The 24006-nt window shown below is 56.5% G+C and carries 19 protein-coding genes and 3 pseudogenes; 5 read left to right on the plus strand and 17 right to left on the minus strand.

Annotated elements, in window-relative coordinates; all coding sequences use genetic code 11:
• Position 1 precedes the first annotated feature (1 nt).
• Positions 2 to 445, minus strand: a complete 444-nt coding sequence (gene phnG / locus ACUTQ5_RS10505; RefSeq protein WP_012004979.1) for a phosphonate C-P lyase system protein PhnG — start codon at positions 443 to 445, stop codon at positions 2 to 4.
• Positions 446 to 1171, minus strand: coding sequence for a phosphonate metabolism transcriptional regulator PhnF (phnF, locus tag ACUTQ5_RS10510; protein ID WP_445651466.1), 726 nt, complete (start codon positions 1169 to 1171; stop codon positions 446 to 448).
• A 226-nt stretch (positions 1172 to 1397) separates the two neighbouring features.
• On the opposite strand from phnF, the gene ACUTQ5_RS10515 reads away from it, so the two are divergent.
• Positions 1398 to 2456, plus strand: a complete 1059-nt coding sequence (locus tag ACUTQ5_RS10515) for a permease (protein ID WP_445651199.1) — start codon at positions 1398 to 1400, stop codon at positions 2454 to 2456.
• A 50-nt stretch (positions 2457 to 2506) separates the two neighbouring features.
• Here ACUTQ5_RS10515 and nrdG read toward each other — a convergent pair whose 3' ends face one another.
• The 3 genes from nrdG to ACUTQ5_RS10530 form a co-directional block, all read right to left on the minus strand.
• Positions 2507 to 2971 (minus strand): anaerobic ribonucleoside-triphosphate reductase-activating protein, encoded by a 465-nt coding sequence (gene nrdG, locus ACUTQ5_RS10520; protein WP_445651200.1) that lies wholly within the window; start codon positions 2969 to 2971, stop codon positions 2507 to 2509.
• 230 nt (positions 2972 to 3201) lie between these two features.
• Positions 3202 to 5340 carry an anaerobic ribonucleoside-triphosphate reductase gene (gene nrdD, locus ACUTQ5_RS10525; protein ID WP_445651201.1) on the minus strand — a complete coding sequence of 713 codons (2139 nt, stop codon included), beginning with the start codon at positions 5338 to 5340 and terminating at the stop codon, positions 3202 to 3204.
• 272 nt (positions 5341 to 5612) lie between these two features.
• Positions 5613 to 6521, minus strand: coding sequence for a LysR family transcriptional regulator (locus tag ACUTQ5_RS10530; RefSeq protein WP_445651202.1), 909 nt, complete (start codon positions 6519 to 6521; stop codon positions 5613 to 5615).
• A gap of 104 nt (positions 6522 to 6625) precedes the next feature.
• On the opposite strand from ACUTQ5_RS10530, the gene ACUTQ5_RS10535 reads away from it, so the two are divergent.
• Positions 6626 to 7150 (plus strand): NAD(P)H-dependent oxidoreductase, encoded by a 525-nt coding sequence (locus ACUTQ5_RS10535; RefSeq protein ID WP_445651203.1) that lies wholly within the window; start codon positions 6626 to 6628, stop codon positions 7148 to 7150.
• A 27-nt stretch (positions 7151 to 7177) separates the two neighbouring features.
• Here ACUTQ5_RS10535 and treC read toward each other — a convergent pair whose 3' ends face one another.
• Both treC and treB read right to left on the minus strand, forming a co-directional pair.
• The gene (treC, locus tag ACUTQ5_RS10540; protein WP_445651204.1) at positions 7178 to 8842 is read right to left on the minus strand and encodes an alpha,alpha-phosphotrehalase; all 1665 of its coding nucleotides are present in this window, start codon (positions 8840 to 8842) and stop codon (positions 7178 to 7180) included.
• A 45-nt stretch (positions 8843 to 8887) separates the two neighbouring features.
• Positions 8888 to 10303: a PTS trehalose transporter subunit IIBC gene (gene treB, locus ACUTQ5_RS10545; RefSeq protein WP_445651205.1), complete on the minus strand. Its 1416-nt coding sequence runs from the start codon at positions 10301 to 10303 to the stop codon at positions 8888 to 8890.
• Between the two features lie 347 nt (positions 10304 to 10650).
• Here treB and ACUTQ5_RS10550 point away from each other — a divergent pair, with 347 nt between their 5' ends.
• A complete protein-coding gene (locus ACUTQ5_RS10550; protein ID WP_445651206.1) occupies positions 10651 to 11037 on the plus strand; it encodes an Exc2 family lipoprotein in 387 nt (128 codons plus the stop codon).
• Between the two features lie 154 nt (positions 11038 to 11191).
• Here ACUTQ5_RS10550 and ACUTQ5_RS10555 read toward each other — a convergent pair whose 3' ends face one another.
• The 3 genes from ACUTQ5_RS10555 to treR all read right to left on the minus strand — a co-directional run bounded on the left by ACUTQ5_RS10555 (position 11192) and on the right by treR (position 13934).
• Complete coding sequence (locus tag ACUTQ5_RS10555; protein ID WP_445651207.1) at positions 11192 to 11464, minus strand: colicin immunity domain-containing protein; 273 nt, start codon at positions 11462 to 11464, stop codon at positions 11192 to 11194.
• A complete protein-coding gene (locus ACUTQ5_RS10560) occupies positions 11464 to 12771 on the minus strand; it encodes an S-type pyocin domain-containing protein (RefSeq protein WP_445651208.1) in 1308 nt (435 codons plus the stop codon). Before ACUTQ5_RS10560 ends, ACUTQ5_RS10555 begins: the two co-directional genes overlap by 1 nt.
• Before the next feature lie 215 nt (positions 12772 to 12986).
• Positions 12987 to 13934: a trehalose operon repressor TreR gene (gene treR / locus ACUTQ5_RS10565; RefSeq protein ID WP_445651209.1), complete on the minus strand. Its 948-nt coding sequence runs from the start codon at positions 13932 to 13934 to the stop codon at positions 12987 to 12989.
• A 421-nt stretch (positions 13935 to 14355) separates the two neighbouring features.
• Between treR and mgtA the strand changes: the two genes are divergently transcribed.
• Positions 14356 to 17064, plus strand: coding sequence for a magnesium-translocating P-type ATPase (mgtA, locus tag ACUTQ5_RS10570; protein ID WP_445651210.1), 2709 nt, complete (start codon positions 14356 to 14358; stop codon positions 17062 to 17064).
• A gap of 516 nt (positions 17065 to 17580) precedes the next feature.
• On the opposite strand, the pseudogene ACUTQ5_RS10575 reads toward mgtA, so the two are convergent.
• The 7 genes and pseudogenes from ACUTQ5_RS10575 to ACUTQ5_RS10605 all read right to left on the minus strand — a co-directional run.
• Positions 17581 to 18084, minus strand: a pseudogene (locus ACUTQ5_RS10575) (hypothetical protein); the annotation flags it as partial.
• A gap of 340 nt (positions 18085 to 18424) precedes the next feature.
• A pseudogene (locus tag ACUTQ5_RS10580) lies at positions 18425 to 18592 on the minus strand (peptidase); the annotation flags it as partial.
• Positions 18593 to 18998: 406 nt separating this feature from the next.
• Positions 18999 to 19385 (minus strand): 2-iminobutanoate/2-iminopropanoate deaminase, encoded by a 387-nt coding sequence (gene ridA, locus ACUTQ5_RS10585; protein ID WP_012004999.1) that lies wholly within the window; start codon positions 19383 to 19385, stop codon positions 18999 to 19001.
• 276 nt (positions 19386 to 19661) lie between these two features.
• On the minus strand, positions 19662 to 20126 hold the full coding sequence (gene pyrI / locus ACUTQ5_RS10590; protein ID WP_445651211.1) for an aspartate carbamoyltransferase regulatory subunit: 465 nt from the start codon (positions 20124 to 20126) through the stop codon (positions 19662 to 19664).
• A gap of 12 nt (positions 20127 to 20138) precedes the next feature.
• The gene (gene pyrB / locus ACUTQ5_RS10595; protein WP_445651212.1) at positions 20139 to 21074 is read right to left on the minus strand and encodes an aspartate carbamoyltransferase; all 936 of its coding nucleotides are present in this window, start codon (positions 21072 to 21074) and stop codon (positions 20139 to 20141) included.
• A gap of 303 nt (positions 21075 to 21377) precedes the next feature.
• Positions 21378 to 21527, minus strand: a pseudogene (locus ACUTQ5_RS10600) (iron chelate uptake ABC transporter family permease subunit); the annotation flags it as partial.
• A gap of 158 nt (positions 21528 to 21685) precedes the next feature.
• Positions 21686 to 22927: an amino acid deaminase gene (locus tag ACUTQ5_RS10605; RefSeq protein ID WP_445651213.1), complete on the minus strand. Its 1242-nt coding sequence runs from the start codon at positions 22925 to 22927 to the stop codon at positions 21686 to 21688.
• Positions 22928 to 23119: 192 nt separating this feature from the next.
• Between ACUTQ5_RS10605 and ACUTQ5_RS10610 the strand changes: the two genes are divergently transcribed.
• Positions 23120 to 23983: a MurR/RpiR family transcriptional regulator gene (locus ACUTQ5_RS10610; RefSeq protein WP_445651214.1), complete on the plus strand. Its 864-nt coding sequence runs from the start codon at positions 23120 to 23122 to the stop codon at positions 23981 to 23983.
• Positions 23984 to 24006: the final 23 nt, after the last annotated feature.

The following is a 24006-nucleotide window of genomic DNA, read 5'->3' on the forward strand; positions in this document are numbered from 1 at the left end:
GTTAATCCCCTCGCACCAGCGTAAAGAAGTCCACCCGGCTGGAGGCTACCGCCCGAGCGCGAAGCTGGCGTTGTTCATGTTGCAAGGCCGCCAGTGGCTCAATCAGTTGCTGTTGCAGCAATTCGGCCTGCTCCGGCAGCTGCAACAGGGCATCCGCCAGCGCACAGAGTTCGGCATGGGCCTTGTCACGTCCGGCAATATAGCTGTAGCCGTAACCGCCGTTTTCCAGCTGCACCACCGCGCGGGTAACGGTCATGTCGCCCAGCACAAAGCGGCGGCCGGTGGCGCCCATACGGCCCTGTAACTGCGCCAGGCCAATCTCCGGCGCGCGAATGGTTTGGTAGCGCGGGCTGAGGTTCAGCGCCTGCCAGTGGCTGCGCAACTGGTCCGGCTGGCTGTGCGCCAGTACCGACATCCAGCGTTGTCTCGGCTGTAAGGCTTGCATTCAGTGCTCCATGGTCAGTTCAATCATGTCGGCGCGCGCCAGGCTGACGGAGTATTCCGCCACGCTGTCACTGCCGCTGCAGACGTTGAGGGTGCGCACGCACAGCAGCGGCGCGTGGGTAGCTATTTCCAGCAACCGACTCTCTTTGGCCTGCGCGCGGCGTGCGCTGATGCGCGTCTGCTTGCGGGTCAGCGGCTGGTGGATGTTGAGTTCGATAAATTCATGTAATGAGCCGCTGTGGAACTGCTGCAGCGCCGGCCACCAGTCCAGATCGGGCAGATAATGGTCGATCAGGCTCATCGGCACGCCGTTGACCCGGCGCAGGGTGCGCAGGTGGATCACCGTTTCGCCTTCTTCACGCGACAGTGCACTGGCCACATGTCCATTACACGGGCGTAATACTGCGAGTAAGCGCTCACTGGTGGGGTGACTTCCCTGCTCGCACAGGTTCTGGCTAAAGCGGGTATTGGCATGCAGCGGATAGTCATAGGGGCGCATCAGCACCAGAATGCCGATGCCGTGTCGACGTTGCAGCCAGCCGCGCTCCACCAATTGGTCGACCGCACGGCGCAGGGTATGGCGATTAACCTGATAACGCTCTGCCAGCTGTTGTTCGGAAGGCAGATAGTCACCGCAGCGGTATTGGGTACGCAGCTCTTGTTCAAGCTGCGCGGCGATTTGTTGGTAGCGGGTGGGGTATCTGGTCGGATGTCTAGATAAGTCCATCATAATGAAAACCTCGGCGTGCCGAATACCCATTTGCAGGATGCTGATGGTTGGCGTTGCATGGTCTGTACCCTTTGGTGAAGTTGGCGTTATTCTGCCGGGGTTAAATGACAATCTGGTTACGCGTCAGTGGCGAACAGATGAACTATTTGGGACAGGCTGATGATGCGCTCGGGGCTGCGGCGCGCTAAGCTGACGTCATTGTTCACCGAACCGAGCCAACCCCATGCCACAGCCTCTGACCGCAACCGAACACCGCAGCCGCCCCTGGCCGCTGTGGAAACCGATCCTGTTTCTGCTGGTGGTGGCCGTTGGCCTCTACTACGTCAAATGGCAACCCTATTACGGCAAGGCTTTTCTGGCGGCGGATACTCACTCGATCGGCAAATCGATACTGGCTAATGGCGACAGCAGCCCCTGGTTGGCAGCCTGGCACTATGCACTGGTCTATTTCACCGCGGTGTGGAAGGCGGCGGTGCTCGGCGTGGTATTGGGCTCGCTGGTGCAGGTGTTAATCCCACGCGACTGGTTGGTGCGCACCCTGGGCCACCCGCGTTTCTCCGGCACCTTGCTCGGCGCGGCGATCGCACTGCCGGGCATGATGTGTACCTGCTGTGCGGCACCAGTTGCCGCCGGGTTACGCCGTCAGTCGGTATCCAGTGGTGCGGCGATGGCATTCTGGCTAAGTAACCCGGTGCTGAACCCGGCGACGCTGATTTTTATGGGCTTCGTGCTTGGCTGGCAGTTTGCCGCTATTCGGCTGGTGGCTGGGGTGATTATGGTGTTGGGCATTGCCTGGCTGGTGCAACGCGCGACCGCCAACGACCCGCAACCCGCCGCACTGCAAATGCCGGTGATACCGCTGGAAAAAACCGGGGCGCAGCCCTTTTTTAGCCGCTGGCTAAGGGCGCTGTGGTCGCTGTTTTGGTCGACCATTCCGATCTACATTCTGGCGGTACTGGCGCTGGGCGCGGCACGCGTGTGGCTGTTCCCGCATGCTGACGGCGCGATAGACAACAGCCTGCTGTGGATTATTGGGCTGGCGATCGCCGGTTGCCTGTTCGTGATCCCCACCGCAGCGGAAATCCCGATTGTGCAGACCATGATGCTGGCGGGCATGGGCACCGGCCCGGCGCTGGCGCTGCTGATGACCCTGCCAGCGGTCAGCCTGCCTTCATTGCTGATGCTGAACAAAGCCTTTTCCGCCAAGGCTCTGTGCCTGACCGCCGCGCTGGTGGCGCTGTGCGGCGCACTGACCGGCGTGGTGGGGATGGGGCTGGTGTAGGTGGACGTGGCATCTCCCTCTCTTGGGGAGAGGCCGGGGTGAGGGGATGATCAACGCAGCTTATGCACCACCTGATTGGCGCTGCCGCGCCAAATCAGCGCCGGGTCTTTTAAATCCTGCACAAACTTGCCGTCAATCAGCACGTTAATCCGATCCACCACCTGCATTTGCTGTTCATCCAGCTCCGCCAGTCGGTAACCGGTCCATAGCCAGATATCCTTGCCGGGGCACTCGGCATGTACCCTTTTCACCAATTGCAGCACCGCCGTGATATTGGCCGGATGCAGCGGATCCCCGCCGGAGAGCGACAGCCCCTGGCGCGGCACGCGCGTATCGTTCAGATCGGCAATCAACTGGTCTTCCATCGCCTGGGTAAAAGGCTGGCCGGAGTTGAGCCGCCAGGTGCTTTTGTTGTAGCAACCGGGGCACTGGTGTACGCAACCGGCAACAAACAGCGTGCAGCGGGTGCCGGGGCCGTTGACCACATCGATAGGGTAGTACTGGTGATAATTCATCTGAGGCCTGCCCATCAGGCTATTTTACTGGCCATTTTGCCTCCGGGTAGTGTTCACAAAATGCATGCATTTTGAACGCCCTCATAGAGGGCGGCCCGTAGGGTGAGCAACGCGAATAATATCCTCACGTACTGCGTGTACGCTCCGGTTTGTGCGCGCTGGCCGAAGGCAAACTGGTTGCGACAATCACGCCTGATGAACAGGCTTCTGCATAGGCTGCACGGCGTTTTTCAGCCGAGCTGCCCGTTGCCGAGGTGTTTCACCCGACGTTTCACTTCTTCCTGCTTACCGGCGTTGAACGGCCTGGCGTCCGGACTGCCGAGGTAACCACATACCCGGCGAGTGACGGAGACCTTGGACGGTTCGTGATTGCCGCATTTCGGGCAGGTAAAGCCCTTGCTGGTACAGGCAAACTCACCGGTAAAGCCGCACTCGTAGCACTCATCAATTGGCGTATTGGTACCGTAATAAGGTACGCGGCTGTAGCTGTAATCCCACACATCTTCCAGCGCTTTCAGGTTGTGCTGCAGGTTCGGGTATTCGCCGTAACAGATGAAACCGCCGTTGGCCAATGGGGGGTAAGGCGCTTCAAAATCCAACTTGTCGTAAGGATTAACCTTTTTCTCCACGTCGAGATGGAAGCTGTTGGTGTAATAGCCTTTGTCGGTGACGCCCGGCACCACGCCGAAATCGGCGGTATCCAACCGGCAGAAGCGGTCGCACAGGTTCTCGCTCGGCGTGCTGTACAGGCCGAAGCCATAACCGGTCTCTTCTTTCCAACTGTCGGTGGCGGCCCGCAGGCGGGCAACAATGGCAACCGCCTTGGCGCGCAGTGCTTCGTCGTCGTAGACGTGCCGTTGGTCACCGAACAGTGCGTTGATGGTTTCATGCAGGCCGATATAACCCAGCGAGATTGACGCGCGGCCATTTTTAAAGATGTCGGCGATATTGTCGTCCGCCTTCAGGCGTACACCGCAGGCACCTTCCATATACAGGATTGGCGCGACCCTGGCCTTGATGCCTTCCAGCCGGGCGATGCGCGTCATCAGCGCCTTTTTCGCCAACAGCAAACGTTGGTCAAGCAACTGCCAGAAGCGGCTTTCATCCCCGACCGCTTCTAGCGCAATGCGCGGCAGGTTCAGGCTGATCACGCCGATATTGTTGCGGCCGTCGTGCACCAGTTCGCCATCTTCTTCATAAGTACCGAGGAAGCTGCGGCAGCCCATCGGGGTTTTGAACGAGCCGGTGACTTTCACCACCTGATCGTAATTGAGGATGTCCGGGTACATGCGCTTGCTGGCGCACTCCAGTGCCAGCTGCTTGATGTCGTAGTTCGGATCGCCGTATTGGTGATTAAGGCCGTCGCGGATGGCGAACACCAGTTTGGGGAATACTGCCGTCTTGCGGTTCTTGCCCAGCCCTGCGATGCGATTTTGCAGGATTGAACGCTGGATCATCCGTGATTCCCAGCTGGTGCCCAGGCCAAAACCGAAGGTCACGAACGGCGTCTGCCCGTTGGCGGTGTGCAGGGTGTTGACTTCATATTCCAGCGACTGGAAGGCGTCGTAACACTCTTTCTCGGTGCGTGCCATGGCGTAGCCTTGCGCATCCGGGATCTGCCATTGTTCGGCGACCTGCCGATGTTTGGTGAAGCTTTCGCTGACGAACGGTGCCAGGATCTCGTCGATGCGGTTAATGGTGGTGCCGCCATAAATATGGCTGGCAACCTGCGCAATGATCTGGGCGGTGACCGCAGTGGCGGTAGAGATAGACTTCGGAGGTTCGATCTCGGCGTTGCCCATCTTGAAGCCGTTAGTCAGCATGCCTTTCAGGTCGATCAACATGCAGTTGAACATCGGGAAGAAGGGTGAGTAATCGAGATCGTGGTAGTGGATTTCGCCGCGCTCGTGGGCCAGCACTACGTCACGCGGCAGGATGTGTTGCTTGGCATAATGCTTGGCGACGATCCCGGCCAGCAGATCGCGCTGGGTGGGGATCACTTTGCTGTCCTTGTTGGCGTTTTCGTTCAGCAGCGCCATGTTGCTTTGCTCCACCAGGCCACGGATCTCCTGGTTCAGCCGACCGCGCAGTTCACGCGCTACGTCGCGATCGTGTCGATATTCAATATAGGCGCGGGCCAGCTGCTTGTATTCACCGGCCATCAGCTGATTTTCTACCGCCTGCTGAATTTCATGGATATCAACGCGCTGCTGCTGTGACATCCGTTGAGCGACTACGCGGGCGACGGTAGCGCAGTAGTCGGCATTGACAATACCGACGGCCAGCGCGGCGCGCTCGATAGCTTGCCCAATACGTGCCTCGTCAAAAGGTACCTGACAACCGTCCCGTTTAATCACTACTGGTTTCACGTTGTTACTCCTTGTTCCCCGAGGGAGCGCAGATGCCCGGCAGGCTAAAAGCCGTTGGGTATCGGTATGATTTCGGCTTATCCACAGGGCAATGCCGCAGCGCACAAGGGCTGAGGCGACGTGTGGATGATTTTGTGGATAAATACTATATATGGGTTCTAGTGTTTCTCAACACACTATATATAGATATTGGCGAGATTCTTTTGACGTAGAACAAGGAAATGGAAAGAGCGGGCGTTAGCTGTACAAGCCTGAATTTTTGGCCTGAAAAATCAGGCCGGGCGGTGACGGAAATGCTCGAGCAGGAACTCAACCCAGACGCGCACCCGTGGCGGCAGATCGGCGGAGGCATAATACAACCAGAGCTGGGTCGGCCGCGGCCAGCAATCCGCCAGCACCGGCTGCAGGGTGCCTTGTGCAAAATGAGGCTCCGTATACCAGCGCGCCAGGCAGACGATGCCCAGCCCGGCCAGAGCCGCATCCAGCAGCATCTCCGGGCGGCTGGCAACCAGACGGCCCTGCAGCTCCAGCGTTTTGGCTTCGCCGTGCTGTTGCAACGGCCATTTTACACTGCGACCGGTGGCCGGGTTGCGGTGCAACAGGCAGTTGTGCTGCAACAGATCTGGCGGATCCTGCGGCATGCCATGTTGCGCCAGATAACCGGGCGAGGCCGCCAGCACCATCTGCATCGGGTACAAGGATCGCGCCACCAACCGGCTGTCGGGGTCGACCCGGCTGCCAATCCCCACATCAAAGCCTTCCCCCACCAGATTGACCACTCGTGCATCCAGCGAAAGATCCAGGTCGATCTGCGGGTAGCGCTCAAGGAACTGCGGGATCAACGGCATCAGCATCTGGCGGCCGAAACCGGGGATCATGCTGACGCGTACCGTGCCGGAAGGGGTTTGCTGCGGGCTGCCGGCGGTTTCCAGCGTGGCGGACAGTGCCTGCCATAAGGGGGCCACTTGCTGTAACAGCGCCTTCCCTTCGTCGGTCAGTACCACGTTGTGGGTGTTGCGCTGGAACAACCGCAGCGCCAGCTTTTCTTCCAGCACGCGGATATTTTTGCTGATGGCCGCCGGCGTGACACCCAGCTGGCGTGCGGCGGCGGAAAAGTTCTGCGCCTGGGCGGCGGCAAGAAATGCCGGCAGCAGACGGTGGACATCAAAGGGAAGCGACATGATGGTTGATACTTTCAGTTGAAATTAAAGTGACAACCAACAGCCTACACCCGGTGCGTGGGAAATGGAAAAATGCGTTATCAAATTTTAATCAAGGATCTCTTATGTCGCGCATTTTAGTCTTAACCGCCCACCGTTTTCCCGATGATTCACGTATCAACAAAGCGTTGATAGAAGCGCTACGTCCTTTGCCAAACGTGACTGTTCATGAGCTGATGCGAGCTTACCCGGACTATCAAATCGACGTGGCGCGTGAGCAGGAGTTGCTACAGGGTCATGATGCGGTAGTGATGCTGTTCCCGTTCTACTGGTACAGTTCCCCGGCGATCCTCAGCGAATGGCAGGATGCGGTATTAACCCACGGTTTCGCCTACGGTAGCGAAGGCACTAAACTGCAGGGCAAACCGCTGCAACTGGTGGTCACTACCGGCGGCAATCAGCAGGCTTATACGCCAGAAGGTTATAACCGCTATCCGGTGGCAGATTTGCTGCGCCCATTCCATGCGATGGCCAACCTGACCGGCATGGATTACCTGTCGCCGTATCTGGTTCAGGGGGTGTTTGATATCAGTGAGGAGCGTCTGGCACAAGAGGCTGCCGGCGTGGCGGCACTGCTGAAAAAACTGTAGGGCGCGGCAAGCCACGCCCCGACAGCATTAGTCTTCCAGCAACCACCACACCGCTTCGAACGGTCGCAGGGTGGTGGCCTGCGGCTGGGCAGGTGCATCGGCGTAGTTGCTCATCAGCGGCCGCCACAAAACAGAAGGCTCGACGCCTTCTGCCTGCCAGGCCAGCGGCTCGCGACTGAGGTTGGCCGCCACCAGCAGGCGTTGACCGTTCCAACGACGTTGGTAGCACCACAGCGCCGGGTGGGCAGGGGCCAGATCCTGATAGTCACCGTGAGTCAGCAGCGGATACTGCTTGCGCAGGGTGATTAACTGGCGATAGGCGTAAAACACCGAATCCAGATCGGCCAGCGCCGCTTCGGCGTTGATCTGCGGGTAGTTTTCCGCACAACTGATCCACGGCGTGCCCTGGGTGAAACCGGCGTTTGGCGCGCAGCTCCACTGCATTGGCGTGCGGCCGTTATCGCGTGATTTGCTGGCCAGGATCGCCAGCAGCTCGGCGTCACTTTTCCCCTGCGCACTGAGTTCGGCGTACATGTTCAGACTTTCCACATCGCGATACTGTTCTATGGCGTTAAAGCCCGGATTGGTCATGCCGATCTCTTCGCCCTGATAAATATAAGGCGTGCCCTGCATGCCATGCAGCGCCATCGCCAGCATCTTGGCGGCCGGCACCCGTAGTTCACCCTCATCACCGAAGCGTGAAACGATGCGCGGCTGATCGTGGTTACACCAGAACAGCGCGTTCCACGCCTGGTTATGCATCCCCTGTTGCCAGTGGCGGAAAATCTGTTTGAGTTCGACGTAATCCGGCGCCGCCAGCGTCCATTTTTCGCCATCGGCATAGTCCACCTTCAGGTGGTGGAAGTTGAAGGTCATCGACAGCTCTTCGCCGCTTTGCGCCGCGTACTGCCGGCAATGTTCCAACGTGGTGGAGGACATTTCACCGACGGTCATCAGGCCACGCGGCTGGAACACGTCGCGGCTCATTTCCTGCAAAAATTCATGAATGCGTGGGCCATCGGTGTAGAAACGGCGGCCATCACCCTGGCTGTCGGACGGGAAATCCTGCTGCTTGGAGACCAGATTGATCACGTCGAGGCGCAGACCGTCGACGCCTTTGTCGGCCCAGAACTGACAAACCTTCTTCAACTCTGCGCGTACCGGTGGGTGCTCCCAGTTGAGATCCGCCTGCTCGGTGGCGAACAGGTGCAGATAATACTGGCCGCTGTCGGCGTGCCACTGCCAGGCGTTGCCGCCAAACTTGGAGCGCCAGTTGTTCGGCAGGACGTCGCCTTCGCCGTCGCGCCAGACATAAAACTGGCGGAACGGGCTGTCAGGATCCTGCGAGGCTTTGAACCACGGGTGCTCGGTCGAAGTGTGGTTGAACACCATGTCCATCACGATGCGGATGCTGCGTTGGTGGGCGGCGGCAATCAGGCGGTCGAAATCCTCCATGGTGCCGTAGGCGGGGTCGATGGCGCAGTAGTCTGCCACGTCATACCCGTTGTCCACCTGCGGTGAGACATACACCGGCGTCAGCCAGATGGCGTCGATGCCCAGTTCCTGCAGATAGTCCAGCCGCTGCGTCACACCGGCCAGATCGCCGTAGCCGTTACCGGTGCTGTCCTGAAAACTCTTCGGATAGATTTGATAGATGACGCCGTTCTGCCACCAGGGGATTGGATTGCTCATATAAATACCTTAACAGGCCCGGCGCACCAGGCCCCTACATTTCAATCAGACCGGCAGCTCACCGCGGCTGGCCTTGCGTTTGTAAACCATGATGGTCAGTACCAGCGGGATCACCACCGCCACCAGGATCGCCACCGTGTAAATCATCCAGAACTGCGGTTTGATTGACAGAATGCCCGGCAAACCACCGACGCCGATACCGTTAGCCATCACGCCGTCCAGGCCGCAGATCAGCCCGGCAAAGGCGGAGCCGATCATTGCGCACAGCATTGGGAAGCGGTATTTCAGGTTGATCCCGTACATCGCTGGTTCGGTGACGCCGAGGTAGGCGGAGATGGCCGCTGGCACCGAGATTTCACGCTCGTTGGCCTTGCGGCTGACAATAATGATGCCCAACACCGCCGAGGCCTGCGCAATGTTGGACAGCGCAATCAGTGGCCAGACCGGGGTGCCGCCCATGCTTTGGATCATCTGCATATCTATGGCCAGCGTGGTCTGATGCACGCCGGTAATCACCAGCGGTGCATACAGGAAACCAAACAACGCGGCCCCAATAGGGGCGAAGCTGCCGGTCATCACGGCTTTCACCGCCCAGGCTACGCCATCGCCAATCATACGGCCGAATGGCCCGATAAACGCGTGCGCCAGGAACACCGCCAGCAGCAGGGAAACTACCGGCACCACCACCAGATACAGGTAATCGGGCACGATCTTTTTCAAGCGGGTCTCAATCCAGCCCAACGCCATACCGGCCAGCATGGAAGGGATCACCTGTGCCTGATAGCCGACTTTCTGAATGGTGAACCAGCCGAAGTTCCACACCTCCGGGATCTGCTGACCGAGCTGATAGGAGTTCATCAACTGTGGTGAAACCAGCGTGACGCCCAGCACGATGCCGAGTACCGGTGTGCCGCCCATTTTTTTTACCGTTGACCAGCAAATGGCGACCGGCAAGAACATGAAGATGGCTTCACCGAGCAGCCACAGGAAGTCGTAGATGGTTTTCCACGCCGGATGCATCTGCGCCAGCGTTTGGCCGCCGGACATCGGGATGTCGCCAATGACGTTGCGGAAACCGAGGATCAAACCGCCGCTGATTAAAGCAGGCAGCAGGGGGAAGAAGATTTCGGCGAAGTGCGAGATGGCGCGTTCGCTCCAGGTCATGTTCTGGCGTGCTGCGACCTTGGCCTGCTCTTTATCGGCTTCATTAACGCCGGTGGTGGCGATCAGGGCCTGGTAGTAATCCCCGACCTCGGGGCCGATCACCACCTGGAACTGCCCGGCGTTGGTGAAGCAGCCTTTGACCATTGGCAGCTCTTCGATTTCATTCGGTTTGGCCAGAGCTGGGTCATTGAGAACAAAACGCAGCCTGGTAATGCAGTGGCTGACGGTAGCGATATTCTCGCGCCCGCCCACCAACACAATCAGGCGATCGATATCCTGCTGTTTTACTTTGCTCATTATTAGATACCTTTCTTGGTATGGGACTGCCGCAGAGGTGTTGTTGGAGTAATGATCAAAGCTTAGTCACTCCGCTTTTTTTATGGAATGGGAACGTTCCCGGTTTGGGGCGAGGATCACAAAACGATAAAAAAATGACCATTTATACAGCAGGGAATTTTGCGAGACGGCCGAAACATCCGGAAATATTATCTTGAACTAGCGGATTGGCGGCTATACTGTCACCCTTAACAATCAATAAGTTGATTGAAATTAGCGCGACTCGTTAGTCCAATACGTTATATGAGCGTCGCTACCACGTACTTTTTCAAGGAAGAATGATGACGTTGACATTGCCCCGGATCCTTATGGTTTTCACCGCGCTGTTGCTGAGTGCCTGTACCAGCCAAAAAAGCAGCCCGGAACGCCATGCCCGGCATGCGATTTATCAAATGGCGCGAGAGGATTTTTCCCCAGAAATGCGAACCCAAATTCCGGACTCGATAAAAGCCTCTATTCCGTTCTTTGACCAGTTTTATCAAATGGGGAAAGCCGATCGGGCCAAGGGATTGACGCGCCAGCAGGCAGAGCAGCAGGAAGCCCATTTCCGCAGTCCTGAATTCCTCAGTGATTTGGGGCGGAAGGGGAAATTTATCAATCAGGAATATTCCGTGGATAACCCGCAGAAACAACGCCAGATCCTGCTGGATTCCGCCGTGGCCACCTACTGGGATGGCTATGAAGGGCGGCCGTGAGGGGTAGTGCTGATATATCATCCATTTATCTCTTCATGGAATATTGATGGTACAGGTAAATAGATAGAGTAATACGACGGTATTAATAAAAAGCCCAACAAGTGAGAGTTTGTTGGGCTTTGGTTAAGATAGAGTTATAAGAAAGATCGATGGATTAAATTAGGTGAAATTTTTCCAGGGTCTCTTTTACTTCTCTCTTTAACCCATCAGAGTCCAATTCACTTTCTCTTCGTTCTGGATTGGAAGTATAGCAGTCAGCAAGGATAAAAATCTCAGATGCACACTCACCAACATCTTTACTATCTTTGGCTAACAGTCCTGCCTTCCCTTCTTCTCTCCATAACTTAAAGAATTGTGACTCGAAATCATCAGCAGTTAATTGCGATGATACTAGCCTTTTGGCCAACTCAATTAACTTTAGACTCATTATAAAACTCCTGTGTTAATATATCCGTTATATTGTGGTGAACCAGGAATTAAATTCCATCCAGAAACAAACTCGCCATCCTTATCGAGAACGACGACATTGTTTGTTTTAGTATTAAAGAACACCTTAGATCCCTTTTCCCGTCGATAAGTTCCTTTTTCCACAGTGTCTCTATCCTTTAAGTGTGCTTCAACTGCATCACGATATTGAGTCAACGTTACTCTATTTTTTTTTGTATCGGCAATACCAAAATCACTGGCGTGCTTAAATTTCTTGTCCAACTGCTTGCGGGTAAAGCGGCCAGAGTCCAACGGCTCACTGAGCATCACATAGATAGCTTCAACGCCGGTGCCGCTGGCGTTAGGCTGCCAGTAGATAAAGTCCTGGAAACCGTCCCATTCAGCCACCGGTGTGGTGGTGGTCACAATGTTCTCAACCGGTTTGATTACCGTGCCGGTATGCACTGGCGTGGTCGGAACGGGAGCCGGATTACCGGTGGTCGGCGGGGTTGGTGGTTTGACTGGCGCCGGGTTAATCAGAATGGTTCGCGATGGCGCGCCCGCCACTGCCGGCACCGTGATCCTGTCCAACCCGCTCGCCTGGTCACGTACTGGCGTCAGTACCTGTACCGCTTTAGGCACGCCCGAGTTGCCGGTGCTCAGCAGTTGCAGTGCCAGATGGCCGTTCTCCATCACCAGCCGTCCCCGCACCGGCATCTCAACGCTGTCAGCGCCCGGTTGCAGCCCTGGGGAGCCTCCCACCACGGCACTCACTGGGTAGGAGAACAACACCGGAACATCCCGCCCGGGAACCCTGTCACTGTCTAACCCGACATCGCGAGGCCAGAAGCCCATCACCAGAACACCAAAACCGGAGCCTAATGTGTTCACCGTCGCTATCCGCCGGAGTTCGGCCCAGCACCTGGCAAGGAACTTCAGTAAGCTGTCGCTTCCTTCAACAACGCCACTGCCTGCCACGGACAACTGCACCATCCCCGGATAACGGCCCAACATCATAGTGCCCGGCGCACGCAGCGCAGCTTCTGCCGCCGCGAGGCTATCCGGCGTAAAGACCGGGCAGGCCATCGCACCGGTCAGTGTAGATAGGGCGGCAGCGATTTCTTTTGGTATGGCCATACAGGCTGCCACGCCATTTTTATCCCCCCGATCCATCACCCAGCTCCAGGAGCTGCCAATTTTCGCCAGATAGCAGGCTTTGGTTTGTGAGTTAAACAAGAATTTCCCGTTGCCAAGATAGACGTAGAGGGGCTTACTATTAATCTGATTATTTTCCTTTTCTTCAGCCATGATAACGTTCCTTTTTTGTTGGCTATCCATACAGAAAGAACTGTATGGATAATCAGGAATCTATCTATGCGAACCGAAAGCAGCAAGCAGAAAACGTCACCCTTTGTTGTGTGGTGGCGGATACAAAATAGCGATGAAGTGACGCTCACTGGGTGTGAGTATCAACAGGGGATTTCAGGCTGAAGGATATGGGGAGCTAAACAACCAACCCGCCTTCAGGCGAGTTGGCTTGGCACGATAATCTGGCGGATGCCTTGTTCGCCGCTGAGCTGCCCCAGCAGCTGTTGGGCGGCCTGCAGCCCGGCCGTGCCGTAGCCCAGATCAACCGAAAAAGTTTCGGGGAACAAGAAGTTAAGCAGCGGGGTATTACCGATACCGCACACCTGCAGCGGGGCAATATGCTGCTGTTGCAGGTATTTGATGGCACCGAGAGCGATGGTGTCGGAGGCACACACCAACGCGGTGGTTTGCGGGTCGATGACCGAGGCGGCCAGTTGGAAACCACTCTGATAGCTCAGTTCGCCCAATGCCACGCTTGGGATGAGTTGCTGTTGCTGACAGGCGTCGAGGTAAGCCTGGTGGCGGCGCATACCGGTGGTGGCATCCGACAACTGCACCCCCAGGTAGCCGATATGCCGATGGCCCTGTTGTTGCAGGCGTTCCATCAGCAGCCGCACGGCGCCGTCGTCATCGTAGCAAACCGAGGAAAAACCGTCGTATTCACGCGCCAGCACCACCATTTTATCCTGCCATGGGCTGAGCATCGCTGCCGTAAGATCGGTGAAACCGAATAGGATCACCCCGTCGACGTTGCGCTGTTGCAGAACGTGCAGATGCTCTTTCACCAGGCGGGTTTCAAACTGGCTTTCCATCACGATAGGATCGAAGCCGTGCTGATAGAGCAGCGGCAACATGGTGCGTACTGCCTGGTTTTCAGACGGCGAGTCGAGACGGGAAACGATAATGCCGACCACTTTGTCGCTCTGGCCGCGCATGGCGCGTGCCGACTTGGATGGGGTGAACCCCTGCTGACGGATCACCGCTTCCACCCGTTCGCGGGTCTGCGGGCTCACGCTGCCTTCGTTGTTCAACACGCGTGATACGGTGGATTTACCTACGCCGCTCAGGCGTGCGATGTCCTTGATGGTCAGCCGGTTTTGCATGGTTTAATTTTCATTGAGGTTAAAAGGCGTAAACTGGCGGCCTACGCTGAATGCCCGTCAGCATAGCCTATTTTCCGCAACGGATCTTGGCGCTGTGCAGGGATTTACGTACCGCGCTGAACGGCCGCTCTTGTCGTTTGTTCTTTTCATTTACCGGAGGTTATCACCTATATGGATCCCGATCCGACCCCGTTAGACACCCACTCGGTGATCCGGTAAAACCTGCCCGCTTTGCGCTGCTGTTTTACCGGTGAAGTCATAAACGGTAACCGGTAGCGCGCGCCCGTCGTTCGCTCCTGCTGCTATTAAAAATGTAAGGATCTGCCCCGGCAGAGGCTTTTTGGCGTGTCTGAAAGCCTGGCCGGGGAGGATCTCGTGTTCACCCATTGCCGTGAGGCAATGGGCGACGAGGTGCAAAAAAATGAAACTGAAAAACATCCCCCGTCAGCTGCTGGGCCTGCTCAGCCGCAATTTACCGCGCCGTTTGGTGCACCGTGACAGCCTGTTGGACGGCCTTGGCGGCAAAGCGCAGGGGTTGCCCGCCGGTTTGGCAGAGCAAAGGCTGGAATGCGCAGCCGCGAACACCACCGAGCTTTATCTGCGTTTCCAAAGCCATCCGGAAGGCATAACCGCCCATGAGGCGGAACGGGTACGCGAACGCTGCGGTGAGAACGTAATTGACGATCAGCAGCAAGAGGCCTGGTGGCAGCACCTGTGGCACTGCTATCGCAATCCGTTCAACCTGCTGTTGACTGCTCTGGGCATGATTTCTTATGCCACCGAGGATCTGACCGGCGCACTGGTGATCGCGCTGATGGTGGTGATCTCCACGCTGCTGAATTTCATTCAGGAAGCGCGATCCAACAAGGCGGCGGATGCGCTGAAGGCGATGGTCAGCAATACCGCCACGGTGATCCGTAGTGACGCATTGACCGGTAAAAGCGGGCATCTGGAGCTGCCGATCTCGCAACTGGTGCCGGGCGACATCATCAAGCTGGCGGCGGGCGACATGATCCCGGCGGATCTGCGCGTGCTGTCGGCAAAAGATCTGTTTATCAGTCAGGCGGCGCTGACCGGTGAGTCCCTGCCGGTGGAGAAAATCGCCGAGCTGCGCGAACAGGTGGAAGATCCGCTGGAATGCCAAAACCTGTGCTTTATGGGCACCAACGTGGTGAGTGGCACCGCGCTGGCGATGGTGATTGGCACCGGCGGCGACACTTATTTCGGCCAACTGGCGCAGCGCGTGATCGGTCAGGATCAGCAACCCAATGCCTTCCAAAGCGGGATCAGTAAAGTCAGTTGGTTGTTGATCCGTTTTATGATGGTGATGACGCCAATTGTGCTGCTGATCAACGGCTACACCAAGGGCGACTGGTGGGAAGCGGCGCTGTTCGCGCTGTCGGTGGCGGTAGGGTTGACCCCGGAAATGCTGCCGATGATTGTCACTTCTACCCTGGCCAGAGGGGCGGTGAAACTGTCCAAACAGAAAGTGATCGTCAAACGCCTGGACGCTATTCAGAACTTTGGCGCCATGGACATTCTGTGTACCGACAAAACCGGCACCCTGACCCAGGATAAAATCGTGCTGGAGCGTCATACCGACGTGTTCGGCGTCGCCAGCGATCGGGTGCTGCATTACGCCTGGCTGAACAGCTTCTACCAGACCGGGTTGAAAAACCTGCTCGACGTGGCGGTGCTGAGCTGCGCGGAGCAGAGCCAACAGCCGGAAGCCTTGCAGCATTACCAAAAAGTGGATGAGATCCCGTTTGATTTTGAACGCCGCCGGATGTCGGTGGTGGTGGCCAAAGACGCGCAGTATCACGAGTTGATCTGCAAGGGCGCGCTGGAAGAGATGCTGGCGATTTGCAGCCATGTGCGGCAGGAAGATCAAGTGATCCCGCTGACCGAGACGTTGCTGGCACGCATTCGTCGCGTTACCGACGATCTCAACCAGCAGGGGCTGCGGGTGGTGGCGGTGGCCAACAAGATCCTGCCGGCGCGGGTCTATGAATACGGTGTGGCCGACGAATCGGATCTGATCCTCGAAGGTTATGTGGCCTTCCTCGATCCGCCAAAAGAGAGTACAGAACCGGCGCTGGCGGCGCTGAAAAACAGCGGCGTGACGGTGAAGATCCTCACCGGCGACAACGAGTTGGTGGCGGCCAAGGTATGTAAAGACGTCGGGCTGGCAGCGGATCATGTGCTGCGCGGCAGTGAGATCGAACAGATGGACGACCGGCAACTGGCGCAGGCGGCGGTGCGTACCACGGTGTTCGCCAAGCTGACGCCGCTGCATAAGGAACGTATCGTCAAGCTGCTGCGTCAGCAGGGTCATGTGGTCGGCTTTATGGGCGACGGAATTAACGATGCTCCGGCGCTGCGTGCGGCGGATATCGGGATTTCAGTGGATTCTGCGGTGGATATAGCCAAGGAAGCCGCGGATATTATCCTGCTGGAAAAAAGCTTGATGGTGCTGGAGCAAGGGGTGATTGAGGGGCGTCGCACCTTCGCCAACATGCTCAAGTACATCAAGATGACTGCCAGTTCCAACTTCGGTAACGTTTTCAGCGTGCTGATCGCCAGCGCCTTTTTGCCGTTCCTGCCGATGTTGCCGTTGCATCTGCTGATCCAGAACCTGATGTATGACATTTCGCAGATCGCCATTCCGTTCGACAACGTCGATGACGATCAGATAACTCAGCCGCAGCGCTGGAACTCCGGCGATATTGGGCGTTTTATGGTGTTCTTTGGACCGATCAGTTCGATTTTCGACGTGCTGACCTTTAGCCTGATGTGGTGGGTGTTTAAAGCCAATACGCCGGAAATGCAGACGCTGTTCCAGTCCGGCTGGTTCGTTGAAGGGCTACTGTCGCAAACGCTGATTGTGCATATGATCCGCACGCGCAAAATTCCGTTTATCCAGAGCCGCCCTTCGTGGCCGCTGTGCATCATGACCCTGCTGGTGATCGCCACCGGTATCGGCCTGACCTTCTCGCCGCTGGCCAGTTTCCTGCAGTTGCAGGCGTTACCCCTCGGCTACTTCCCATGGTTGGTGCTGATCCTGTGCGGTTATATGGTGCTGACCCAGTGTGTGAAAGGCTGGTTTGTGCGCCGTTACGGCTGGCAGTAATCTCTCAAGCCCTCTCTGCGCTATGGGAGAGGGCATCTGTGATCCACCCCGTCGGCTCACATTCATTCGCTTTTTCGGCTGCCATTCACCGTCATTTTATGATGTGAAGTTGTAGACAACCTGCACAATGACACCTTTTTCGCTCTTTAAGGTTCTTACCATCACGGTTTCCGTGAGATCTGTGCCGCGCCAGCATACATTGTCAATATTGCAGTTGCCCTGGCGTTCGTAGCCGATTGATGTCAGGTAATCGTCAATTTTATGGGTATCCTCGGCACCGTAAAATTTCACTGCATACACATGCGTTGCAGGGCCCGTGATGTTGGCGAAATCGAAGTCATAACGGGGGTAATACGGGGAATTTTTCTCAGAATCTCGGGCGTATAAAAATCATATTCCCGTTTATTCTGTTCGGTATAGTGCGCGCTGCCGGCAAACTCCATCTGCATATAGGGCCAGATATACGCGAGCGCAGCAGCACTCACGATAGCAACGACGCTGAGTAGCTTAAGTGATCTACGCATAGGGTAATGTTCCCCCTTTCGCTTTATCAATGTATGAGCCATCAGCGCTGGCGATACCAACGATTCCGGAATGGAAGTCACTCCAGGGTCTGACTGTCTTCATAAAATTCGGCAGAATGCCTCTACGTGGCTTGGCGTTGGGGAACTTCTCAGGGGCGGGGAATAATAGTGGTGAAAAGGAATCGTTTTTCCAGGAGCCGATCTTCCCGTAGTGATCCCATCTTTTTAGCGCTTGGGCCTTACTGACTGGCCGCAACATTTCAAAGGGATTTTGAATGGACACAACGCGATAAAAGCCCAGCAGATCCGAAACCAAATCCTCTCCGCTGAATCCACTGTCTGTAATGATATTGATTGGGAATGAGGCTTGGAGTCCTTCAAATTTTCGGGCCAACGACATCATCATCGCAAGTGCAATGCTCTGGCGTTCGAAATACGAACGGCCTCTTTTAATACGCCAGGTAATAAATTTACCCATTTTTATGGTGTAAAACGGATCAACCCATAGGGACTGCCATATTCCCGGCCATCAATGATGTCGTTACGCTTACTCATCCTTGACCCTTTTTCCTGTTTGATTAACTGATGAATTTTAACATGTCAGCCGATCATTACATGGCGGGGATATCCTTTTAAGAAAAGTAGCCGAAGTAGCATCCATTACGCGTTATGGATGCCAGTCTGTGCAAAAACAGGTTTGATGCTGGATTTCGCTCCTCTGGCAGAGAGAGACGAAGTGGTGATTGCGGCGGGCTACCCGCTGGAGGCGTTGTTGCGTGCCTGCGCGATCGAATAAGGGAGGATTTAGGGCTCAGTATACTGAGCCCGAAAACAACTTACAGCTGCAGCGGCGGTAACTGTTTAAAAATGCTGACCAGTCCTTCACCCCAGCCTTTGCGGATGGCGTTGAAATGCGGATGATCTTCGGTGATGCGGTATTGTTGTGCGCTGCTGAAACTGTCGTGCGGGTAGATCACCACGTTGAGCGGCAGGCCGACCGATAGTGGCAGGGGCGTGTTGAGTGGCACAACTGACCAAATTCCAGGTGGCGAAGATGGTAGCTTCCGTCGGGCTGTAGTAATCCACCTACGGGTAGCTCACCCCGCTGAGGCTGACCGGGTTGAGCTTTTCCCCTGTGGTAAACAGGTAACGTAACGCCAGGTTTTCCGGCTGTGGCGCACTGACAATTTCAGCCACCAACACCGTGGGTACAAAGCATGGGTGAGCTGGCGGTGGGCGAAGAAGTCGAGCAGGGCAAAAGGCTGCAAGCGGGTCTTTGCCGCCCAAATTTCCCACTGCGCCACGTCAAAACCAATACCGGCTATCAGCGTTGAACGGCTTGTGCGGTTCATGGAAAAATAAAAACGGCCAGCCGATGGCTGACCGTTGGGCGCGTGTGTGGTCGTGGAATTAACGACGAACGGCGATGGCTTCGATTTCGATTTTCACGTCTTTTGGCAGACGGGCCACTTCGACGCAAGAACGGGCCGGGAACGGCGCGTTGTGCTCAGTGAAGAAGCTTTCGTAAGCGGCGTTAACGGTGGCGAAATCGTTCAGGTCTTTGACGAAGACCGTGGTTTTCACGATGTCGGCGACTTTCAGGCCGGCAGCTTCAACGATTGCTTTAACGTTTTCCAGTGACTGGCGTGCCTGAGCGGCCACGTCGTCGGCAACGGCACCGGTTTTAGGATCGACCGGGATCTGACCGGAAGTGATGATCATGCTGCCCAGATCAACGCCCTGCACGTAAGGACCAATGGCTGCCGGGGCGAGTTCAGTGCTAATGTTACGTGACATTTTTTCTCCTGATATATACCCGTCATACTTGAAGCTGCCTCTGTGTTGGCAGCGCTCACCCACCCGAATCACTTACTACAGTAAGCTCATCGGGATGAGTTCCCTTGCCGCCTTGACGCAACTCCAATTATTTAGGGTATACCATTTGTCTTTCAAAACGCAGCGTGGTCGGCTGCGTGTGCTCGCCGTAGGGGCGAACAAATTCGGCCCTACGGCATTCCATTATAGGGAGTGTCGAGCAGATTAACAGCGCCGTTCCCGGTCAATAGGCATATTTCAGTCTGCCTGCAACACCACCTGATGTTCGAACTCTTTCTCGCAGTAGCGGCACTTCAGATATACGTTGCCGTTGTGGGATTTCACGCTAAAGCTGGAGGACACCGGCTCACTACGGCTGATGCAGTTGCTGTTCGGGCAGGTCAGCACGCCGTCGATATGGCCCGGCAGGCTGAGGGGCAGTTTGCGCACCACTTCGTAATTGTCGATGCGGTTGACCGTGGCTTTGGGGGCGTACATCGCCAGCTGGTTGGCCTGTTGTTCGGTCAGGAAGGTGTTCTCGATTTTGATCAGGTCTTTGCGGCCCAGCTCGCCTGAAGGCAGGTTCAGGCCGATGGTAATGCGCTGGTCGGTGGCGGTCAGCTTGAACAGCGTCAGCAGCTTAAAACCTATCTGCGCCGGAATATGGTCAATCACCGTACCGCACCTGATCGCTTCAACCTGCAGTTTGTTATCGTGAGTCATGACGGTTCCCCCTTAAAGAGCCAAATCTGCGTTTAATACCAGCGCCAACAGCGCCTGACGGGCGAAAATGCCGTTGCCCGCCTGCTGGAAGTAGTAGGCGTACGGCGTTTTATCCACGTCGGTGGTGATCTCATCAATGCGCGGCAGCGGGTGCAGCACCTTGAGGTTGTCACGTGCCCCGGCCAGATCTGCCGCGCGCAGTACGAACTGCGCTTTCACGTTGGCGTATTCGGAAGGATCCAGGCGCTCTTTCTGCACCCGGGTCATGTAGAGAATATCAAGCATAGGCACCACTTCTTCAATGCTGCTGTGCAGGCTGTATTGAATGCCTTTCTCTTCCAGCATCTGCAGGATGTAGGCTGGCATCGCCAGCGCGTCCGGGGCGATGAAGAAGAAGCGGTTACCTTCAAACTTGGCCAGCGCCTGCGCCAGCGAGTGTACGGTGCGACCGTATTTCAGGTCGCCGACCATGGCGATATTGATGTTGTTCAGGCGGCCCTGGGTTTCCTGAATGGTGAACAGGTCGAGCAGCGTCTGGGTCGGGTGCTGGTTGGCACCGTCGCCGGCGTTGAGCACCGGAATACCGCCGGAGAACTCGGTCGCCAGCCGCGCCGCGCCTTCCTGCGGGTGACGCATCACGATGGCATCGACGTAGGTACCAATCACCGAGATGGTGTCGGCCAGGGTTTCACCTTTCTTGCCGAGCGAGGTATTGCTGCCGTCGGCGAAGCCCACCACCGAAGCGCCCAGACGGTGCATCGAGGTTTCAAACGACAGGCGGGTACGGGTGGAGGCTTCAAAGAAGCAGCTGGCGATCACCTTGTGCTTTAACAGCTCGGGTTGTGGATTGGCTTTCAGGCTGGCGGCGGTGCGCAGCACCAGCTCCAGATCCTCGCGGCTGAGATCGTTAATAGAGATGATATGTTTGTGATACAGCGGGTTGGCCATTTTTCACTCTCCTCGACTCGTGCCCGCGGCGCGGGACTTTTCAGGCAAAAAAAAGCCCCTCAACGAGGGGCTTGAAACGATCGGTTTAGCAACAGGAGAAACAACGGCAGTTGGCTGCCGCTTGGCAGTCGGTTTTGTCGGTTATGGCTAACAAAACAAGCGTCGTTTTTCATGCTTTCTCCTGGCAAATTGTCGCGCATTATACTCGCGCGTTTGATCACTGCAAGCGCTAAAGCGCCGATTTGTGCCCTTTCGCAATCGATTGGCTGGTGGCCTTTAGAGAAAGACCGTATCAATTGACGATCACTGGGTTCGTCGTAGCAAAATAGCCAGCACGAAAATACCACCGAGACCGGCAGTAATAATGCCGATAGGCAGTTCCTGTGGCGCGGTAATGACTCGGCTGAGCAGATCGCTGGCAGAGAGCAGTATGGCGCCCAATACGCCCGCCAGCAGGCCATCCAGCGATCGCCAGCGCAAGGCAATAGAGCGGGAGCGCTGCCGGGGTTTGATGGCCGATAAGGGCTTTCCCTGGGCCGGCCAGGGAAAGATTCTGCACCGATAAAAGACTGTCGGTGGGCAGGTTATTCATCAGGCTTCCTTTTCCGTTATCAGAAAAATGTCTCAATGGTTTCTATAACGTTGTAATTATCGTCAATCAAAAACAGTGTTTTCCATTTATCAAAGGTCAAACACGGGTGAGACGTGGCGAACACCAGAATATCACCGACCTGCACCGGGAACTCCGCCGGGCAGCTTAACATGGCGTGCTGATCCATGATGCCATGGGTTATCAGGTGCTGCGTGTCGCTTTGCTGGCGAACCCCGTTGCGGTAATGGGCTATCGGTTGCGGCAGACCGGCGTCGAAGGCGGCATCTCGTTTGCCGAAGTTGACGATAACCCGGCCCGGCTCAGGCACTGATTGCACCAGCGCCACCAGTTCCAGTGCCGAGGTTAATTCCCCCGCCAAATCACAGGCGTAGCTGTCACGGGCCAACACCGCATTTTGCGCGTCCTGGTAAATTCCCTGATCGTGGGTGATGTAGCAGCCGGGGCGGATCACCACGCGACAGTTTGCCGGCAGCGCCTCTTCACTCCAGACGTTACAAACCACGTCATACCAGGAGGAACCGGCACCGGTCAGGATCGGTTGCTCAACGTTCAACAAACCTTGCTGGTGTAGCCTGCGCAGCAGCCCAGCGGCTTCACGCAGGAATTGTTCGATTTTGCTCTGGGCGTCGTCGCCGTGCATCACGCCTTCATACAGCTCGATACCGTGCAGACGCAAACCCGGCAGCGCGGCTATCTCCTGTGCCAGCTGCTGCGCCTGCGCCACGCTGCGGCAACCGCAGCGCCCGCCGGGGACCCCTAACTCCACCAACACATCCAGCGTTTGCCCGCGCTGGCTGAAAAAGGCCGCGAGAGTTTGCGCATTGTTCAGGCTGTCGATACAGCAAAAGAAACCGCTAGCGGGGTGCTGTGCCTTGAGTTCGGCGATCAGTTGCATATTGGCCTTACCGACCAGTTGGTTCGCCATCAATACCCGGGGTACGCCGGCTTCCATGGCCACTTTTGCCTGCCAGGCGGAGCCGACGCCAATGGCCCAGGCCCCTTGCGCTACCTGACGCTGGAAGATCCACGGCGTCATGGTGGTTTTACCGTGTGGGGCTAAAGAGACGCCGCGCGCATCGGCATAGTTTTGCATCCAGGTAATATTGTTTTCCAGGCTGCTGCGCTTGATGGCGGCGGCCGGCAGGCAGACATCTTCATTGAGCAGGTTAGCCGGACCGTTCGGGGCGCTGTGCATCACGGCGGCCTTGTGGGTAACGGTGAAATCTGTTTGGTATTTCATAACATTATCCTTTAGGTGCTCTATCTTTTTTGAAATGAGTATCGTTACTAAAATTATTGATTTAAATGATTTTTAAATATTAATTATTGTGAGTTGGGTACAAAGTATCATTTTTAGAACTGTTTTTTGTGTAGTCTTCCACTGTTTTCTTGCATTGTAAATGACAAAATTTAACCACTATGAGGTCAGGCGATGGGTGTTGAAATCGACATTATCTCGCGCATTACGGAGCGTTTTATTGAGCTGAGCAGCACCGAAAAACGTATCGCACAATTCATTCTGGATGATGCGGAGACGGTGACCGCCCTGCCGATTGCCGAATTGGCCCGGCAGGCCAACGTTAGCCAGGCCTCGATCACGCGCTTCGCCAAAACGCTGGGTTGCCGGGACGTGCGGGACCTTAAGGTCAAGCTGGCGCAGTCGTTGGCGGTGGGGCAACGTTTCATTCACGAAGAGCCGGACCTTGAAGGAATTCAGGGGATTTATGAAAGCATTATCAATGTCCTGAATATTAATCGGCGGACCCTCGATGACGCCGCGCTGGCCAAGGCGGTGGAGTGGCTCAGCGACGCGCGGCAAATTCTGGCCATTGGCATGGGCGGCGGCTCGACCATTTGTGCCGCTGAAGTACAGCACCGGCTGTTTCGTCTGGGGTTACCGGTGACGGCACAGAGTGATGGCTTGCTGGTGCGCATGATGGCGGCGGCGGTGAGCAGGCAGGATGTGATCGTGGCGCTGTCACTGGGCGGCTACACGCAGGAAGTGGTGGAAAGTGCCGCCATCGCCCGCCAGTACGGAGCTAAAGTGGTGGCGATTGCCCCTGCCGGAACGCCACTGGCGGCGCAGGCTGACGTGCTGCTGGCGTTGGTGGTGCAGGAAAATGATTACATCTACAAACCCAGCAGCTCGCGCTACGCCATGCTGGCGATGGTGGACGTGCTGGCGACAGCGCTGGCCATAGCGAATAAACGCCAGTCCAGGGATCGGCTACGCCGCATCAAGTTGGCGCTGGACAGCCATCGCGGGGGGGCCGATCGGCAGCCGCTGGGTGACTGAGCCGGATCCCACAGACCCTAACG

The sequence above is a fragment of the Serratia sp. NA_112.1 genome (assembly GCF_052691715.1).

Coding starts and splice junctions, on each gene's coding strand:
- phnG (WP_012004979.1), bottom strand. CDS start 445: ATGCAAGCCTTACAGCCGAGACAACGCTGGATGTCGGTACTGGCGCAC.
- phnF (WP_445651466.1), bottom strand. CDS start 1,171: ATGGACTTATCTAGACATCCGACCAGATACCCCACCCGCTACCAACAA.
- ACUTQ5_RS10515 (WP_445651199.1), top strand. CDS start 1,398: ATGCCACAGCCTCTGACCGCAACCGAACACCGCAGCCGCCCCTGGCCG.
- nrdG (WP_445651200.1), bottom strand. CDS start 2,971: ATGAATTATCACCAGTACTACCCTATCGATGTGGTCAACGGCCCCGGC.
- ACUTQ5_RS10530 (WP_445651202.1), bottom strand. CDS start 6,521: ATGTCGCTTCCCTTTGATGTCCACCGTCTGCTGCCGGCATTTCTTGCC.
- ACUTQ5_RS10535 (WP_445651203.1), top strand. CDS start 6,626: ATGTCGCGCATTTTAGTCTTAACCGCCCACCGTTTTCCCGATGATTCA.
- treC (WP_445651204.1), bottom strand. CDS start 8,842: ATGAGCAATCCAATCCCCTGGTGGCAGAACGGCGTCATCTATCAAATC.
- treB (WP_445651205.1), bottom strand. CDS start 10,303: ATGAGCAAAGTAAAACAGCAGGATATCGATCGCCTGATTGTGTTGGTG.
- ACUTQ5_RS10550 (WP_445651206.1), top strand. CDS start 10,651: ATGGTTTTCACCGCGCTGTTGCTGAGTGCCTGTACCAGCCAAAAAAGC.
- ACUTQ5_RS10555 (WP_445651207.1), bottom strand. CDS start 11,464: ATGAGTCTAAAGTTAATTGAGTTGGCCAAAAGGCTAGTATCATCGCAA.
- ACUTQ5_RS10560 (WP_445651208.1), bottom strand. CDS start 12,771: ATGGCTGAAGAAAAGGAAAATAATCAGATTAATAGTAAGCCCCTCTAC.
- treR (WP_445651209.1), bottom strand. CDS start 13,934: ATGCAAAACCGGCTGACCATCAAGGACATCGCACGCCTGAGCGGCGTA.
- mgtA (WP_445651210.1), top strand. CDS start 14,356: ATGAAACTGAAAAACATCCCCCGTCAGCTGCTGGGCCTGCTCAGCCGC.
- ridA (WP_012004999.1), bottom strand. CDS start 19,385: ATGTCACGTAACATTAGCACTGAACTCGCCCCGGCAGCCATTGGTCCT.
- pyrI (WP_445651211.1), bottom strand. CDS start 20,126: ATGACTCACGATAACAAACTGCAGGTTGAAGCGATCAGGTGCGGTACG.
- pyrB (WP_445651212.1), bottom strand. CDS start 21,074: ATGGCCAACCCGCTGTATCACAAACATATCATCTCTATTAACGATCTC.
- ACUTQ5_RS10605 (WP_445651213.1), bottom strand. CDS start 22,927: ATGAAATACCAAACAGATTTCACCGTTACCCACAAGGCCGCCGTGATG.
- ACUTQ5_RS10610 (WP_445651214.1), top strand. CDS start 23,120: ATGGGTGTTGAAATCGACATTATCTCGCGCATTACGGAGCGTTTTATT.